The 15855-nt window shown below is 70.2% G+C and carries 11 protein-coding genes; 4 read left to right on the top strand and 7 right to left on the bottom strand.

Annotated features, from left to right (window positions below; genetic code table 11):
- Nucleotides 1–98 precede the first annotated feature (98 nt).
- Nucleotides 99–908: a hypothetical protein gene (locus ACZ7OH_RS17580; protein WP_470281712.1), complete on the bottom strand. Its 810-nt coding sequence runs from the start codon at nucleotides 906–908 to the stop codon at nucleotides 99–101.
- Between the two features lie 114 nt (nucleotides 909–1022).
- Here ACZ7OH_RS17580 and ACZ7OH_RS17585 point away from each other — a divergent pair, with 114 nt between their 5' ends.
- Complete coding sequence (locus ACZ7OH_RS17585) at nucleotides 1023–1796, top strand: deoxyribonuclease IV (protein WP_470281713.1); 774 nt, start codon at nucleotides 1023–1025, stop codon at nucleotides 1794–1796.
- Here ACZ7OH_RS17585 and ACZ7OH_RS17590 read toward each other — a convergent pair.
- Both ACZ7OH_RS17590 and ACZ7OH_RS17595 read right to left on the bottom strand, forming a co-directional pair.
- Nucleotides 1793–3343: a glycosyltransferase family 87 protein gene (locus tag ACZ7OH_RS17590; protein WP_470281714.1), complete on the bottom strand. Its 1551-nt coding sequence runs from the start codon at nucleotides 3341–3343 to the stop codon at nucleotides 1793–1795. The two genes, ACZ7OH_RS17585 and ACZ7OH_RS17590, sit on opposite strands and share 4 nt — an antisense overlap.
- A 49-nt stretch (nucleotides 3344–3392) precedes the next feature.
- Complete coding sequence (locus ACZ7OH_RS17595; protein ID WP_400897241.1) at nucleotides 3393–4451, bottom strand: ROK family transcriptional regulator; 1059 nt, start codon at nucleotides 4449–4451, stop codon at nucleotides 3393–3395.
- A 55-nt stretch (nucleotides 4452–4506) separates the two neighbouring features.
- Between ACZ7OH_RS17595 and ACZ7OH_RS17600 the strand changes: the two genes are divergently transcribed.
- Nucleotides 4507–5550, top strand: coding sequence for a Gfo/Idh/MocA family oxidoreductase (locus ACZ7OH_RS17600; RefSeq protein WP_470281715.1), 1044 nt, complete (start codon nucleotides 4507–4509; stop codon nucleotides 5548–5550).
- Between the two features lie 42 nt (nucleotides 5551–5592).
- Here ACZ7OH_RS17600 and ACZ7OH_RS17605 read toward each other — a convergent pair whose 3' ends face one another.
- From ACZ7OH_RS17605 to ACZ7OH_RS17620, 4 genes are all read right to left on the bottom strand, one after another.
- Nucleotides 5593–7941, bottom strand: a complete 2349-nt coding sequence (locus ACZ7OH_RS17605) for a transglycosylase domain-containing protein (RefSeq protein WP_470281716.1) — start codon at nucleotides 7939–7941, stop codon at nucleotides 5593–5595.
- 78 nt (nucleotides 7942–8019) lie between these two features.
- A complete protein-coding gene (locus tag ACZ7OH_RS17610) occupies nucleotides 8020–10482 on the bottom strand; it encodes a transglycosylase domain-containing protein (RefSeq protein ID WP_470281717.1) in 2463 nt (820 codons plus the stop codon).
- A 149-nt stretch (nucleotides 10483–10631) separates the two neighbouring features.
- On the bottom strand, nucleotides 10632–13097 hold the full coding sequence (locus ACZ7OH_RS17615) for a transglycosylase domain-containing protein (RefSeq protein WP_470281718.1): 2466 nt from the start codon (nucleotides 13095–13097) through the stop codon (nucleotides 10632–10634).
- 340 nt (nucleotides 13098–13437) lie between these two features.
- Complete coding sequence (locus ACZ7OH_RS17620) at nucleotides 13438–13836, bottom strand: DUF5318 domain-containing protein (RefSeq protein ID WP_329053600.1); 399 nt, start codon at nucleotides 13834–13836, stop codon at nucleotides 13438–13440.
- Between the two features lie 299 nt (nucleotides 13837–14135).
- On the opposite strand from ACZ7OH_RS17620, the gene ACZ7OH_RS17625 reads away from it, so the two are divergent.
- Together ACZ7OH_RS17625 and ACZ7OH_RS17630 are read left to right on the top strand one after the other, a co-directional pair.
- Nucleotides 14136–14681, top strand: coding sequence for a PadR family transcriptional regulator (locus ACZ7OH_RS17625; protein WP_086679623.1), 546 nt, complete (start codon nucleotides 14136–14138; stop codon nucleotides 14679–14681).
- A gap of 72 nt (nucleotides 14682–14753) precedes the next feature.
- Nucleotides 14754–15842: an inositol-3-phosphate synthase gene (locus ACZ7OH_RS17630; protein WP_470281719.1), complete on the top strand. Its 1089-nt coding sequence runs from the start codon at nucleotides 14754–14756 to the stop codon at nucleotides 15840–15842.
- Nucleotides 15843–15855: the final 13 nt, after the last annotated feature.

Here is a 15855-nt window from a genome sequence, read left to right on the forward strand (position 1 = left end):
CTCTCCCCCAGAACAACGACGTTAAGGCAGCGCGGTGACGCCCGCTCGCTCAGAAATGTCCGGCATTCGAGTGGAAGCGGACGTCACCTTGGGTGAGATCAGGCGGGCTTGCGCCGGATCCAGGCCCGGACGAGGGCCGCGGCGACGACCGCCAGCGCCAGGACCGCGAGCAGTACCGGCAGCTTCGCCGGCGGCGTGACCGCGGGCAGCGCCTCGGCCGTGCCGGACTTCTGCTCGTCGACCGTCGGGATCTGCTGGCCGGGGATGATCTGCGCGATCACCGGGGCCTGGACCAGGCTGCCCGGCAGCAGCGAGGCGTTGCTGAAGATGCCCGAGATCGCGTCACCCGGCAGGCCCGCGTTGCCGGGACCGGTGGTCACCGGGCCGGTGCTGTTCCCGGGCGGGTTCTGCCCCGGCGGCGTCGGGCCGGGCAGGGCCGGCGGTGCGGGCGGTGCGGGCGGAGCCGGCGGGTTCGGGTTCGGCGGGAGCGGCAGCGGGGGCAGCTGTTCGGCCACGCCCTGGGTCACGCCGCCGACGGTGTTCACGACGCTCTGCGCGGCCGGGCAGACGGTCTTCGCCGCCGCGTCGCCGACCACCGGCACGTCGCCGACGCCGAGCGCTCGCACGGTGTCGCCCACCGGCAGGGTGAGCAGCGGGGCCGAGCCGTTCGTGTTCTTGGCGCTGGAGTCGAGCCCGGCGGTCAGCCGGTCGGGAGCGTTCAGCGGGGCGCCGGCGTCGAGGACCAGGCCGGTCTTCGCGTCGCGGGCCTGGCCGTTCTGGAGGGTGGCCGAGCAGTCGCCGCCGAGGGTGGGACTGGTGTCCGCGCTCGCGACGCCTGGCGCGACCAGCGCGGCCGAAGCGGCAAGAGTGAATCCAAGTGCGGTGATCCGGGTGAGCTGCTTCCCCATCGATGCCCTCCGGCAGTCGGACCAATCTGGATCACGGAACGCGCTCACGGTACTCCACGAGCGTCACCAGCCGGTCCCACAGGGGAAAGAAGCACCCGGAGTAGCGTGCTCGGCATGCTGATTGGCGCCCATGTCCGTGACGACGACCCGTTGACCGCGGTCGCCGAGCGCAAAGCCGACGTCGTCCAGTTCTTCCTCTCCGACCCGCAAGGCTGGAAGGCCCCGAAGCCGCACCCCCACGGCGAAGCCATCAAGGCCGACCCCGTCGAGGTGTTCATCCACTCCCCCTACCTCATCAACGTGGCTTCGCTGAACAACCGGATCCGGATCCCCTCCCGCAAGAACGTCACGCAGCACGCGGACGGCGCGGCGGCCGTCGGCGCGAAGGGCCTGATCGTGCACGGCGGGCACGTCGGCGACACCGACGACGTCGAGGTCGGCCTGGACAACTGGCGCAAGCTCTTCGAGCGCGAGCAGGAGAAGGGCGGCTTCAAGGTCCCGATCCTGATCGAGAACACCGCGGGCGGTGAGAACGCGATCACCCGCGACCTCGACGTCATCGCCCGGCTCTGGGACAAGGTCGGCGAGTTCGGCGCCGGGTTCTGCCTGGACACCTGCCACGCGTACGCCGCGGGCTGGGACCTCGCGACCGCCGTCGAAAAGGTCAAGGCCATCACCGGCCGGATCGACCTGGTGCACCTGAACAACTCCCGCGACGAGTTCGGCTCGACCCGCGACCGGCACGCCAACGTCGTCGAGGGCGAGGGCACGATCGACCCCGAGGTGCTGGTCGAGGTCGCGCGGGCCGCCGGCGCGCCGGTCGTCGTCGAGACGCCGCCCGACGGCCAGGCCGCCGACATCGCCTACCTGCGCGAACAGCTGGGTTAAGCAGCCACGGTCTTGCGGCGGCGCCGGACGGCGTTCGGGACGATCACGTCCCGGGCGCCGTCGAGGAAGCCGCCCGCCGGGTCGTCGTCGCCGGCGGCCCGGACCAGGTCGGTGCCCGGCTGGTAGATCTCGCGCACGACCAGCACGCACAGCGCGGCGACGGCGAGGTCGCGGACCCCGACCGTGCCGAGGAACCAGCCCTCCGGCAGGCCCTTGTGGTCGACGCCGAGGTAGTAGAACATCCGCGGCACCCAGACCAGGGCGTCGATCAGCATCCAGCCGAGCAGCAGCCGCCAGCGCGGGATCGCCAGCACGGCCAGCGGCACCAGCCACAGCGAGTACTGCGGGCTCCACACCTTGTTCGTCAGCAGGAACGCCGCCACGACGAGGAACGCGAGCTGGCCGACGCGCGGCCGGCGCGGGGCGGCGAGCGCGATGTAGGCGATGCCCGCGCAGCAGGCGAGGAACAGCACGGCGACCGTCAGATTGAGGTACGCCGGGTTCTGGTTCTTCTGCAGCACGCCGTCGAAGCCGGCCCAGCCCGTGGTGTACGAGAAGACGTTGTACAGCGAGTCCGGGTCCATCGGCCGCAGCGTGTTCATCCGGAAGAACTCCCACCAGCCGCGGGTCGCGGTGAGGATGAACGGCGCGTTCACCGCCAGCCACGTCGCGATGGTGGCGGCCGCGGTCTTCCAGAACGGCGTGAGCTTCCCCGCGCGCAGGCACAGGAAGAACAGCACGCCGAGGAGGAACAGCGGGTACAGCTTCGCCGTCGCGCCCAGGCCGAGCAGGAGCCCGGCGAGCAGCGGGCGTTTGCGCGCCCAGGCGAGCAGGCCGGTCGCGGTGAACGCCGTCGCGATCGCGTCGAAGTTCGTGAACGCGTGCACGAGCACCAGCGGTGAGACCGCCACCAGCACCATGTCCCACGGGCGGCGTTTCATCGTCCGGCCGGTCGCCCACACGGTGACCAGCCAGGCCAGCGCCAGGAAGAACGCGGTGAGGTCGAAGTAGACCGCGACCGGCAGCGCGCCGGGCAGCCAGCCGCTCTGGGCGACGTCCAGCCAGCCCGCCGCGAGCTTCGCGTTCGCCCACTGGAAGAGGCCGGTGAACACCGGGTACTCCATGTACCGGGTGTTGTTCTCCGCGGTCTGCGAGCTTTCCTTCCACGACGTGTAGTACGGGAAGGTGCCCGGCCGGTCGAGCCGCTCGGAGCTGTAGAGCGGCACGATGTCCGAGTAGCACATCGCGACGAACGGGCGGCCCGCGCGCCAGTCGAGCTGAGTGGCGCCGCTGGAGTCCTGGTACTGCTGGATGCAGGAGCCCTTGCCGAACCAGCAGAGCATCAGCGCGAGCGTGGCCAGCAGCAGGCCGACGCGCTGCGGCGACCAGAACCAGTGCCGGCCGACCGCCGCGTGCTCGCCGAGCGGGCCGCCGATCGGTCTGGTGACCGCCGCCGCGAGGGGTTCGTTCCAGCTCGGCACGACCCGTTCCGCCCGGGTAAGCGTCACGGGGCCGGCCTCCGGCTCGCGCGTGGTCTCCTCTGGCACGAGTGCGGATGTTAGCGGTCGGCGCCCGTCGCCGAGGTGAAGGCGGTGATCATGCCGGATTCGCGTAGTACGAGGCCAGGACCTCCGCGGCGGCTCCGCGCGTGACGATCTCCTCGCCGCCGTCGTCCTCGACGACCTCGATCCGCTGCCACTGCGGCAGCGGCAGCAGCTCCGCCAGCCGCGCCGAAACGGCCTCTCGGTGGACGTCCGGTTCGTCCCGCACGGCGCGTCCGGCCAGCACGATCCGCTCCAGGTCGAGCACCTGGACGAGGTCGGCGAGGCCGATCCCGAGGAAGCCCGCGGCGGTCCGCGTGTCGGGCGCCCGCTTGGCCATGATCTCGACGCAGCCGCGTCGCCCGCAGGCGCAGACGGGTCCGTCGAAGGCGATCGTGGTGTGCCCGAACTCACCCGCGTTGGTCCGCGGGCCGCGGTAGAGGCGCCCGTCGATCAGCAGGCCGACGCCGATGCCGGTGCCGACGAGCACCACCGCGGTCGCCGTCGGCTCGCCGTGCGGCCAGAGCCGGGCGAACGCGGCGGCGTTGGTGTTCTTGTCGAGCGTCACCGGCAGCCCGGTGCGCTTCTCGAGCAGGTCGCGCAGGGGGACGTCGTGCCAGCCGGGCATGTTCGTCGCGTCGCGGACCAGGCCGGCGAGGTGGTCCAGCGGACCGACGGCGCCGAGCCCGAGGCCGAGCACGTCGAAGCCGTCGGCGAGTTCGAGCGCGGTCGTCCCGATGGCTTCGACGGCCTGCTCGGGTGTGAAGCCGGCCGGGAGCGGGCCGCCCGCCGTCTCCTCGACCTCGCCGATGAGGTTGGTGCGCAGGACGCGGTACTCGTCGCGGTCCAGGCGCGCGCCGAGCGCGTGGCGGGCGCCGGCCCGGATGGTCAGCTGCGTGCGGGGCTTGCCGACCCCCGTCGAGGCCTGGCGCTCCTCGTCCAGCAGGCCGGCGTCGAGGAGCTCGGGCACGATCTTGGAGACGGCCTGCTGGGTGAGCCCGGTGCGTTCGGCGAGCTCCACGCGGCTGAGGCCGCCGGCGCGCAGGATGTGCGTGAGCAGCAGGGCGCGGTTGTGCTCGCGCACGTTGCGCAGGTTCACCCCGGTGTCCGCCATGGACAGGATCTTCCCACGCCTGGCCAATTAAGCAACACTGTTGTTTAATGGTGGCATGAGTGACTTGCGCGTGGGCATCCTCGGGTACGGCATCGGCGGCCGCGTCTTCCACGCGCCGCTGGTGGCGGCGACGCCCGGGCTCACCCCCGCGGTGATCACGACCTCGAGCAACGCCGCCCAGGCACGCGCCGACCACCCCGGCGCGGAGGTCGTCCCGGACGCCGACGCGCTGTTCGAGCGGGCCGGCGACCTCGACCTCGTCGTGGTCAGCACGCCCAACCGCACGCACGTCCCGCTCGCGCTGCGGGCGATCGAGGCCGGCCTGCCGGTGGTCGTCGACAAGCCGTTCGCGCCGACCGCGCTCGAAGCCGAGCAGGTCGTCGCCGCGGCGAAGGCGGCGGGCGTCGGCCTGACGGTCTTCCAGAACCGGCGGCTCGACTCGGACTTCCTCACCGTCCGGAAGGTCCTCGAGTCCGGCAAGCTCGGCGAGGTCTTCCGCTTCGAGTCCCGCTACGACCGCTGGGTGCCCAAGCCCAAGGACAACTGGCGCGAGTTCGGCGACCCGGCCGAGGCCGGCGGCCTGCTCTACGACCTCGGCGCGCACATCGTCGACCAGGCGCTGCAGCTGTTCGGCCCGGTCACGCAGGTCTACGCGGAGACCGACCGCCGCCGCGCCGGCGTCCAGGTCGACGACGACGTGTTCGTCGCGTTGAAGCACGCCAACGGCGTCCGGTCGCACCTGTGGGCGTCCGCGCTCGCCGGCACGCTGAACCCTCGGTTCCGGGTGCTCGGCGACCAGGCCACGTTCACCAAGTACGGCCTCGACGTGCAGGAACCCCAGATCAAGGCGGGCATGCGCCCCGGCGACGACGGCTGGGCCATCGAGCCTGCGTCGGACGCGGGCCGCATCGGCGTCGGCAACGACGTCAAGACGGTCCCCACCGAGGTGGGCCGCTACGAGCGGTTCTACGCCGACGTGCGCGACGCCCTGCGCGGCGAGGGCGACTTCCCGGTCGACCCGGAGTCGTCGGTCGAAGCCCTGCGCGTGATCGAGGCGGCGCACCGCTCGGGTATCGAAGGAACGGTCATCAAGCTCTGACCCCCAGTCTGGCCGTGACGCCGGTGTCCCCCAGCGCCGACGTCACGGCCTCCTTCGGCCGCGTTGCTGGTCCTGCAGCTGCTGGAGCCGTTGCTGGAACTGGCGGAACTGCTCGAGCTGATCGGCCTGCTGCCGGTTCCCGTTCCCGTTCCCGGGCTGCTGCCGCTGGTTCTGCTGGTTCTGGTCTTCCTGCTGCGGCTGCTGGAACTGGACCTGCACCCGGTCCTGCGGTGAGCTGATCGCCGCCACGCGGTCGAAGCGCTCGCCCGGCCGGCCCGACAGGTAGAGCTGCATGAACCGGTCCCAGATCGGGCCCGCGAGCGTCGAACCGAACAGCGGCGCGCCGTTCGGGCCGCGCAGCGCCTTGTCGCCGTCGCTGCCCACCCAGACCGCCGCGGACACCGAGGGCGTGTAGCCCACCATCCACGTCTGGGAGTTGGCGTTGGCCGCCGACGCGGGCTCGTCGTTCTGCGGGGTGTGTTGCTGCGTCCCGGTTTTGCCGGCGCACTCGTGGCCGGCCGGGCAGCTGAGCTTGGAGAACTGGATCACCGGGGCGAGCGCCGCCGTCACGTTCCCGGCGATCTGCGCGCTCTTCTGCGGGTCGTTGTCCGCGAACGCGTCGGTCGAGCGATCCTTGGCCTCGTAAGCGGTTTCGCCGTTCGCGTTGGTCACCTTCTGCACGAAGTGCCGGTCGCGCTGGACGCCGCCCGCGGCGAAGGTCGCGTACCCCGACGCCATGTCGGCCGCCGTCACCTGGGTGCCGCCGCCGCCGATGGAGATGTTGTTGTCGCCGGTGAACAGCTTGCTGCGGCCGCCGTTGCCGTCCGTCCGGATCCCGGCTTCCTGCGCCGCTTCCGCCACCCCGGACGGTTTCGTCACGTTGAGGACCATGTCGTAGAAGACGGTGTTGGTGGACCGCTGCATGGCTTCGGCGACCGTGCACTGCTGCGAGCAGCTGCTGCTGTCGCCCGCGTTGCGGATCGGCAGGTCGACGCCGGGGAACGTCCGAGGTGACGTGCCGTCGAAGCGCGCGTCGAGGCCGCGGCCGAGTTTGAGGAACGCGGCCAGGTCGAACGGTTTCATCGACGAACCCGGGTTGTGCGGCTCGTCCGCCCAGTCGCGCCCGGCCAGGTCCTCGCCGTTCGGGCCCTTCACGATCGCGTCGCCGCCGTAGTAGGCGAGCACGCCGCCGGACTTCGGGTCGACCGCGACGAGCGCGTTCAGGATCCGGCTGTCGGTCTGGTCGGCCATCCCCTCGGCGACGGCCTTCTCGGCCGACTGCTGGGCCACCGGGTCGATGGTCGTGAACACCTGGAACCCGCCCGAGTAGTACTGCTTCTCGTCGATGCCCTGCGCGGCCAGCTCGGCCTTGACCTTGGCCTTGATGAACGGGTTCAGCGCGCCCGCTTCCCGGCTCTCCCGCAGCGGGATCGGCGCCGGGAACTTCGCCGAAGCGCGCTGGGCCGGCGTCAGGTAGCCGTTCTTCAGCATCCGGTCCAGCGCGGTGTTCCACCGGCCCGTCGCGACGGCGGTGTTCTCGGAGCGGCCCGGCTGCTGGATCAACCCGGCCAGCAGCGCGGCCTGCGAGTAGTCGAGCTGCCCGACGTCCTTGCCGAAGTAGGCCTGCGCGGCGGCCTGGATCCCGTAGGCGCCGCGGCCGAAGTAGATGATGTTGAGGTAGGCGGTGATGATGTCCGCCTTCTCGTAGGTCTGGTTCATCTTGAACGACTTCGCGAGCTCGACCCACTTGCGGGTCAGCGTCGGATCGTCGTCGCCGGAAGCGTTCTTGATGTACTGCTGCGAGATCGTCGACCCGCCGCCGGACCCGCCGGTGACCTGGTTGTACGCCGCGCGCAGGATGCCGCCGACGTCGAAGCCGGAGTTGGTCTCGAAGGACGCGTCCTCGGTCGCGATCACGGCTTTCTTCACGACGTCCGGGATCTGGTTGGCCGCCAGGATCTGCCGGTTGCCGCCGGTGGGCACGTCCTTGCCCATCTCGGTGCCGTCGCTGTAGAGGTAGGTCACGGCCTGGCCCTGCGCCTGCGCGACCGTCTCCGGCGAGGGGACGTCGACGGCGAGGTAGGTGATCAGGAACGCGATCGCCGGCACGGCGAACGACAGCCCGGCTACGACGTAGGCGATCCGCCGGACCCGCCGCCAGCGCCGTCGCCGCAGGTCCTGGCCGGTGAGCGGCCGCGGCCGGCGCGGCGGCTGACCCGGGCGCTGGCGCAGGATCGGCACGGTCGGCGGCTCGTCCGGCTCGGTGCCGTTGTGCGCGTGGTGGGTGATCAGCTCGGGCTCGTCGCCCAGCAGGCCGGAGCGCGGCACGGGCCGCCGGGTACGTCGACGCGGGGCCTGCTGCCGGCCGGGCGACGTGCGGTCGTGGTTCACGGGCCGTCCTCCACGGTGGGCTGCGGACGCAGTCCTTTCGGAAGGGACACGGACCGCGGCCCACCGTGGTTCAGCCGGCTAGTTGCCCGGCGCGCCGGAGTTCGTCGGTGTCTCCTTCGAAGAGGTCGACGACTTCGTGTGCTTCGGCGTGCTCGGCTGCGACGACGACTGGTTGCCGTGGTTGCCACCCTGGTTGCCACCCTGGTTGCCGTCGTTGTTGCCGTTGCCGTTGTTGTCGCCGCCGTTGTCCTGGTTCTGGTTCGTCGGGGGCGCGTCGGTCGTCGTGGCCACGTCCGACGACGGCGGCGGCGGGACCTCGCCGCCGATGCGGTCGACCTTGTCGAACCGTTCGCCCGGCTTGCCGGCCAGGTACAGCGAGAGGAACTTCTCCCACATCGGGCCGGCGATGGTCGAGCCGTAGATCGGCGAGTTGTTCTTGCCGTGCAGCGGCTTGTTGCCGTCACCGCCGACCCAGGCCGCCACCGAGACCGACGGCGTGTACCCCACCATCCACGTCTGCGAGTTCGCGTTCGCCGCCCACGCCGGCTCATCCGCGGTCTTCGTGTGCTGCTGGGTCCCCGTCTTGCCGGCGCACTCGTGGCCGGCCGGGCACTTCAGGTGCGAGAAGTCGATCACCGGCTTGAGCGCCTCGGTGACGTTCCCGGCGATCTGGCGGCTCTTGTCGGAGTCGCTGTCGAACGCGGCCTTGGCATCGGTCGGCGCCTCGTAGGCGACCTCGTTCTGCCCGTTGCTCACTTTCAGCACGAAGTGGCGGGGCCGCTGCTGGCCGTTGGCCGCGAACGTCGCGTACGCCGAGGCCATGTCCAGCGGCGTGATCTGGGTTTCGCCGCCGCCGAGGGAGATGTTGTTGTCCTTGGTCGAGATGATCGACTGGCCGCCGTCGTCGTTCTTGGTCTTCACGCCGGCTTCGCGCGCCGCGTCCTTGACCGGCTGCTGGTGGGTCTGGTTGAGGACCATGTCGTAGAAGACCGTGTTCGCCGAGCGCTTCATCGCCTCGGCGACGGTGCACTCCTGCGAGCAGCTGCTGCCCGGGCCCGCGTTGCGCACGACGCGGCCGTCGAAGGTGCGGTTGTTGGAGCCGTCGAACGTCGCGTCGAGGCCTTTGCCCATCTTGAGGAACGCCGTGAGGTCGAACGGCTTCATCGACGAACCCGGGTTCTGCGGTGTGTTCGCCCAGTCGCGCCCGGCCTGGTCCTGCCCGTTGACCTGGACGATCGGCTTGCCGCCGTAGTAGGCGAGCACGCCGCCGGTCTTCGGGTCGACAGCGACCAGGGCGTCGAGCAGGTTGTCGTCGACCTGGTTTTGGAGCGCCTCGGTGGCGGCTTGCTCCGCGGCCTGCTGCGCCTTCGGGTCGATCGTCGTCTGGACGACGAAGCCGCCGGAGTAGTAGCGGTCCTCCGGGATGTCGTGCGCCGCCAGCTCGTCCTTCACCTGCTGGACGACGAACGCGGGCGGCGCGCCGGCCTGTTGCTTGCTGTCTTCGAGCGGGATCGGCGTCGGGAACTTCGCCGCCGCGCGGTCGGCCGCGGTGATGTAGTTGTTCTTCACCATCCGGTCGAGCGCGGTGTTCCAGCGGTCTTGCGCGACCTTGGGGTTCTCCGAGCGGCCCGGCTGCTGGATCAGCCCGGCCAGCAGCGCGGCTTCCGAGAAGGTCAGGTCCTTGGCGTCCTTGTGGAAGAAGGCCTGCGACGCCGCACCGACCCCGTACGCCCCGCGCCCGAAGTAGATGATGTTCAGGTACGCGGTGATGATGTCCTTCTTCTCGTACGTCTGGTTCATCTTGAAGGACTTGGCCAGCTCGGTCCACTTGCGCGTCAGCGTGGGCGCGTCGTTGTCGGTGGCCTTCTTGATGTACTGCTGCGAGATCGTCGAGCCACCGCCCGTGCCGCCGGTGGCCTGGTTGTAGGCCGCGCGCAGCAGGCCGGTGATGTCGAAGCCGGAGTTCGTCTCGAACGTCGCGTCCTCGGTCGCGATCGCCGCGTGCTTCATGACGTCGGGGATCTGCTCCGGCGTCAGCAGCACGCGGTTGCCTCCGCGCGGGACGTCCTTGCCCATCGGCGAGCCGTCGGCGAAGAGGTAGGTCACCGCCTGGCTCTGGCTCTGCGCCACCTCGGTCGGCGACGGCACGTCGACCAGGAAGTACGTGATGACGAACGCGATCGCGGGGAGCACGAAGAACACCGCGACGAACGCGTAGGCCACGCGCCGGATGATCTTCCAGCGCCGCTTCTTCCGCTGTTCCGGGGTGAGGACCGGCTTGCCGTCGGCGTCGGACTCGACGTCGGGGGTGTCCGGCTCCTCGTACGCGTGGTGCGTCATCAGCTCGGGGCCGCCGCTCATCGGCGGCGGCTCGGGCCGGTACCCGCGCGGCGGCGTCCGCGGCGGCTGCTGCTGGGGCGGCTGCTGCTGCCACGGCTGCTGCGGGCGGCGCGGACCCTGGCCGGGGGGCGGACCCTGGGGTGCGCGACGGCGCGGATCGGGTCCCTGGCCGGGCCAGGAGCGGGATCGATCGTCGGGCACGGGGCAGTCCTCCAGTGTGCGCGGGCGGCGACAGTCGCCACTCCCTCTAGGAAAGGACGCGCGTACGACGGTGGGGTTGCCGAAACGATCTTCCTGAAACGCTTCAGGGCCCTCCGCGCGTTCGCGGAGGGCCCTGAAGGAGGACGTCGCTAGCCGGGCCCGGAGCCCGGTGGCGAGGCGATCCCGCCACCACCACCGAAGGTGTTGCCGTTGCCGTCGCCGGGGTTGGGGGTCGTGATCGGCGGCCCGGGGCGGGTCCGGGTCCGCGTCGGCGTGGACGTGTCGGTGTTCGACGGCTCCGTGCTGGGCGGCGTCTCCGTGGTGCTCGGCGGGGTCGTCGTGGTCGGCGTGTCCGGCGGCTTCGACTGCGTCGTCGTCACGTCGTTGACGTCCTTGCCGATCGGCTGGACCTTGTCGAACTTCTCCGCCGGCTTGCCCTTGAGGTAGAGGTTCATGAAGTTCTGCCACGTCGGACCGGCGATCGTGGCACCGAAGATCGGCTTGTTGTTCGGATCGTGCAGCGGCTTGTTGCCGTCGCCGCCGACCCAGACCGCGGCCGACACCGACGGGGTGTAGCCCACCATCCACGTCTGCGCGTTGCGGTCGGCGTACGCCTTCGGGTCGCCGTCCTTCGGCGTGTACTGCTGCGTACCGGTCTTGCCGGCGCAGTCGTGGCCGCTGGGGCACTTCAGGTGGGAGTGGTCGATGACCGGGATCAGCGCCTGGGTGACGTTGCCCGCGATCTGCTGGCTCTTCGACGCGTTGTCGTCGAACGCCGGGTTGGTCTTGATGTTGTTCTGGTCGAACTCCACCTCGTCCTGGGCGTTCGTCAGCTTCGCGACGAAGTGCTGCTCGTGGTAAGTGCCACCGCTGGCGAACGACGCGTACGCGGCCGCCATGTCCTCCGGCGTCACGGCCGTGCCACCACCACCGAGCGAAATGTTGTTGTCGTCGGTGTAGAGGACGCTCTTGCCCGCCGGCGCGACCTTGACCCCGGCTTCCTTGGCCGCTTCCGCGACCCGCGACGGCTTCGTCACGTTCAGGACCATGTCGTAGAACACGGTGTTCGCCGAGATCTCCATCGCCTTCGCGACGGTGCAGTCCTTGCCGCAGCTCGCGCTGTCACCCGCGTTCCGGACGGTCCGGCCGCCGAGCACCCGGTTGTTCGAGCCGTCGAACACCTCGCCGAGGCCCTTGCCCATCTTGAGGAACGCCGTGAGGTCGAACGCCTTCACCGACGAACCCGGGTTTCTCGCCTGGTTGGCGCGGTCCTGGCCGACCTGGTCCTTGCCGTTGGCGTCCTTTACGATCTCGGGGCCGCCGTAGTAGGCGAGCACCCCGCCGGTCTTCGGGTCGACGGCGACGAGCGCGTTCAGCAGGTTCTCGTCGGTCTGGCCCTTCATCCCGTCGGCCGCGGCCTTCTCCGCGGCGTCCTGGGCCGCCGGGTCGATCGTGGTGTAGATCTTGGCGCCGCTGGAGAACAGCTTGTTCTCGTCGTAACCGCGCGTCGCGAGCTCGTCCTTGATCCGCTGCTGGACCTGGTAGGTGAGCTTGCCCGTGTTCTGGTCCTTGTTGGCGTTCTTCGCGATCGGCGTCGGGTACTGGAAGGTCGCCCGCTCGTCCGCGCGCAGCCACTTGTTGGCGACCATCTGGTCCATCACGTACGCCCAGCGTTTCTGGGCGTACGCCTGGTTCTCCGAGCGGCCGGGGCCCTGGATCAGGCCGGCCAGCAGCGAGGCTTCGGATGCGTTGAGGTCCTTGGCGTCCTTGTTGAAGTACGCCTTCGCGGCCGCCTGGATGCCGTTGGCCCCGCGGCCGAAGTAGACGATGTTCAGGTAGGAAGTGATGATCTCTTCCTTGGACTGCTGGTTGTTCATCTTGAACGACTTGGCCAGCTCGGTCCACTTGCGGGTCAGCGTCGGGGCGTCGTTCTGCGTCGCCTGCTTGATGTACTGCTGGGAGATGGTCGAACCACCGCCCTGGCCGCCGGAGACCTGGTTCCAGACCGCGCGCAGGATGCCGGTGACGTCGAAGCCCGAGTTGGTCTCGAACGTCGCGTCCTCCGCCGAGTACACCGCGTGCTTGACGACCTCGGGCACCTCGCCCGGCTTGAGCAGCTGGCGGTCGCCGCCCGGCGGCAGCTCCCGGCCCATCACCTGGTTGCTGGCGTCGTAGTAGGTGATCGGCTGGTTCTGCAGCGACTTGATGCTCTCCGGCGTCGGCACGTCGACCAGGAAGTACGTGATGACGAACGCGATCGCGGGGACGACGAAGAACAGCCCGACGAAGGCGTACGCCACCCGCCGGATGATCTTCCACCGGCGCTTCTTGCGCTGCGCCGGGGTGAGGACCTTCTTGCCCTTTTCGTCGAGCTCGTCCTGGGGCTCGACGTCGTCGGCGAACTCGTTGAAGGCGGCGTCGTCGTAGCCGTCGTCGTACGGGTCGCGGCCGAGGTCGTCGGTGCCGTTGTGCGCGTGGTGGGTGATCAGGTCCGGCTCGCGCCCCGGAGGCGGCACCGGCCGGTTGCCGGGCTGGCGGAAGCCCTGCGGCGGCGAGCCGGGCGGACCCTGCTGCGGGCGCTGCCCGGGCGGCGGGACCGCGCGCCGGGGCGGCATGCCCTGCTGGCCCTGCTGACGCGGGCGCTGCGGCCGCCTCGGCGGCTCGTCGCCGGCGGGCCACTGGGGACCGCCCTCGTCGCCTGCGGGCCACTCAGGCGACCCGCCGCCACGCGGGTTGCCCCGGGGCGGCGTCCCGCGCTGGGGTCGACGGGGGGCCTCTTCACCGGGCCACGCCGGTCCGGGGTCTTCCCCCGGCCACGGGCCTGACTGGGCACGGCGAGGTGCATCTGGCTCCTGGCCGGGCCAGGAGCGGTTGCGGTCGTCGTTCACGAATGGGCCTCCCAGACCGGCGCCCGGTAGTGCGCCGTTCTGCGCTCTTCAGCGGTTGTGATCCAGCTCACCGGCCTGCGGTCCTTCGTGGACCGTCGGCCGGCTCCCCCGTACCGAGGACGTACGACCGGACCAGGTGGTTCCAGTGGCACGCCCGGCACACTTCGACGTCGTACACGGTGAACTCGGCGAACCGGCCGGCCATTCTGGCCAGCTCTTCGGGAGTCCTCGCCGAGCCCGCGACGTGCTTGAGTTCGTCACCGTAGACCCAGGACACCAGGGTCAACGGTTCCTGGCGGCAGATCGGGCAGGGCTGGTCACCGGCCCGGCCGTGGAACTTCGCCGCCCGCAGCAGGTACGGGCTCGCGTCGCAGGCTTCGTAGCTGCCGACGCGCCCGGAGCGGACTTCGGCTAGCAGCGCACGGCGCTGCAGCGCGTAGTCCACGACCTGCCGCTGGTTAATCACCAGGACAGAGTACGGGCTCTTCCTGTGTCGTCCACGCCCCCTAGCGCGACCTGTGGCGGAGCCGACGGGGACACGCCGGACGTTCGATAACTCTCCGGTCAATTTCGCCCACTCTGTCCAGGGGTCCGGGTGGCGGAGCCCCCGGCCCGGGGCGAAGCCCCGCATATTTCGGGTGAGTGGCCTCGTTAGCTTCGCCACTTCGATGTATCGGCGCGATATAGTGGCTGAGTAGGTTGGATCGAGGCGATCGTTCGGAGCAACGCCCGACGTCTCGGTTTGTTCCCGAAAGGGGGTGCGGTGTGCTGGAGTTCGCGATCCTCGGTCTTCTGCACGAAGCGCCCATGCACGGGTACGTGCTGCGCAAGCGGCTGCACGAGACGCTCGGCACGTTCCGGACGTTCTCGTACGGCTCGCTGTACCCGACCCTGCGGAAGCTGCTGCGGGCCGGGTACCTGGTCGAAGAGCTGGACGAGGCCGACGACCGGGCGTGGTCGCGGCGCGGGCGGCGGGTCTACAAGCTCACCGCGGAGGGCAAGGAGCGCTTCGGCGAGCTGCTCGGCGACGCCGGGCCGCAGACCTGGGACGACGAGGGTTTCGGCGTCCACCTGGCCTTCTTCTCGCGGACCCCGGCCGACGTGCGGATGCGGATCCTCGAGGGGCGCCGCCGCCGTGTCGAAGAACGCCGTGAGGGCATGCGGGCGGCACTCGCCAGGGCCGAGGAGAAGATCGATCGCTACACCCGCGAGCTGCACCGGCTGGGGCTGGAGACCAGCGAGCGGGAGGTGCGCTGGCTCAACGAGCTGATCGCGCACGAACAAGCCGAACGGCAGGGTCCGGAGACCTGAGCCGCCCGGCGCGGGCCGCAGCGTCGCGGCACCAGACCTACTGAACAGACACGGATTGAAGGAGAAACCCCCATGGGCGAGAACCGCCGCGTACGGGTGGCCATCGTGGGCGTCGGCAACTGCGCGGCGTCGCTGGTCCAGGGAGTCCAGTACTACCGCGACGCGGACCCGGCCACCCGCGTCCCCGGTCTGATGCACGTCGACTTCGGCGGGTACCACGTCCGCGACATCGAGTTCGTCGCCGCGTTCGACGTGGACGCCAAGAAGGTCAGCCGCGACCTGTCCGAGGCGATCTTCGCCTCCGAGAACAACACCATCAAGATCGCCGACGTGCCGCCGCTCGGCGTCACCGTCCAGCGCGGCCACACCCACGACGGGCTCGGCCGCTTCTACCGCGAGACGATCGAGGAGTCCGACGAGACCCCGGTCGACATCGTCGCCGCGCTGCGCGAGGCGCAGGCCGACGTGCTCGTGTCGTACCTGCCGGTGGGCTCCGAGGTGGCCGACAAGTTCTACGCCCAGGCCGCGATCGACGCCGGCGTGGCGTTCGTCAACGCGCTGCCCGTGTTCATCGCCTCCGACCCCGAGTGGGCGCAGAAGTTCACCGACGCGGGTATCCCGATCGTCGGCGACGACATCAAGTCCCAGGTCGGCGCCACCATCACGCACCGCGTGCTGGCCAAGCTGTTCGAGGACCGCGGCGTCCAGCTCGACCGGACGATGCAGCTCAACGTGGGCGGGAACATGGACTTCCTGAACATGAAGGAGCTCGAGCGGCTCGAGTCGAAGAAGATCTCGAAGACCCAGTCGGTGACGTCGCAGGTCGACCGCGAGCTCGGCAAGGGCAACGTCCACATCGGACCGTCGGACTACGTGCAGTGGCTCGACGACCGCAAGTGGGCCTACGTCCGGCTCGAGGGCCGCGCGTTCGGCGACGTGCCGCTGAACCTGGAGTACAAGCTCGAGGTGTGGGACTCGCCGAACTCGGCGGGCATCATCATCGACGCCGTGCGCGCCGCGAAGATCGCGCTCGACCGCGGCATCGGCGGCCCGATCCTGTCGGCGTCGTCCTACTTCATGAAGTCGCCGCCGGAGCAGTACGACGACGCGACTGCCCGCGACGCCGTCGAGAAGTTCATCCGCGGCGAAGTCGAGCGGTAACCCTCGGTACCCG

It is taken from the genome of Amycolatopsis sp. NPDC114478, from assembly GCF_055633805.1.

Excerpts from the sequence above, each read along its gene's own strand:
- ACZ7OH_RS17595 (WP_400897241.1), bottom strand. The coding sequence starts at position 4,451 with ATGGCGGACACCGGGGTGAACCTGCGCAACGTGCGCGAGCACAACCGC.
- ACZ7OH_RS17585 (WP_470281713.1), top strand. The coding sequence starts at position 1,023 with ATGCTGATTGGCGCCCATGTCCGTGACGACGACCCGTTGACCGCGGTC.
- ACZ7OH_RS17630 (WP_470281719.1), top strand. The coding sequence starts at position 14,754 with ATGGGCGAGAACCGCCGCGTACGGGTGGCCATCGTGGGCGTCGGCAAC.
- ACZ7OH_RS17615 (WP_470281718.1), bottom strand. The coding sequence starts at position 13,097 with ATGCCGCCCCGGCGCGCGGTCCCGCCGCCCGGGCAGCGCCCGCAGCAG.
- ACZ7OH_RS17580 (WP_470281712.1), bottom strand. The coding sequence starts at position 908 with ATGGGGAAGCAGCTCACCCGGATCACCGCACTTGGATTCACTCTTGCC.
- ACZ7OH_RS17600 (WP_470281715.1), top strand. The coding sequence starts at position 4,507 with ATGAGTGACTTGCGCGTGGGCATCCTCGGGTACGGCATCGGCGGCCGC.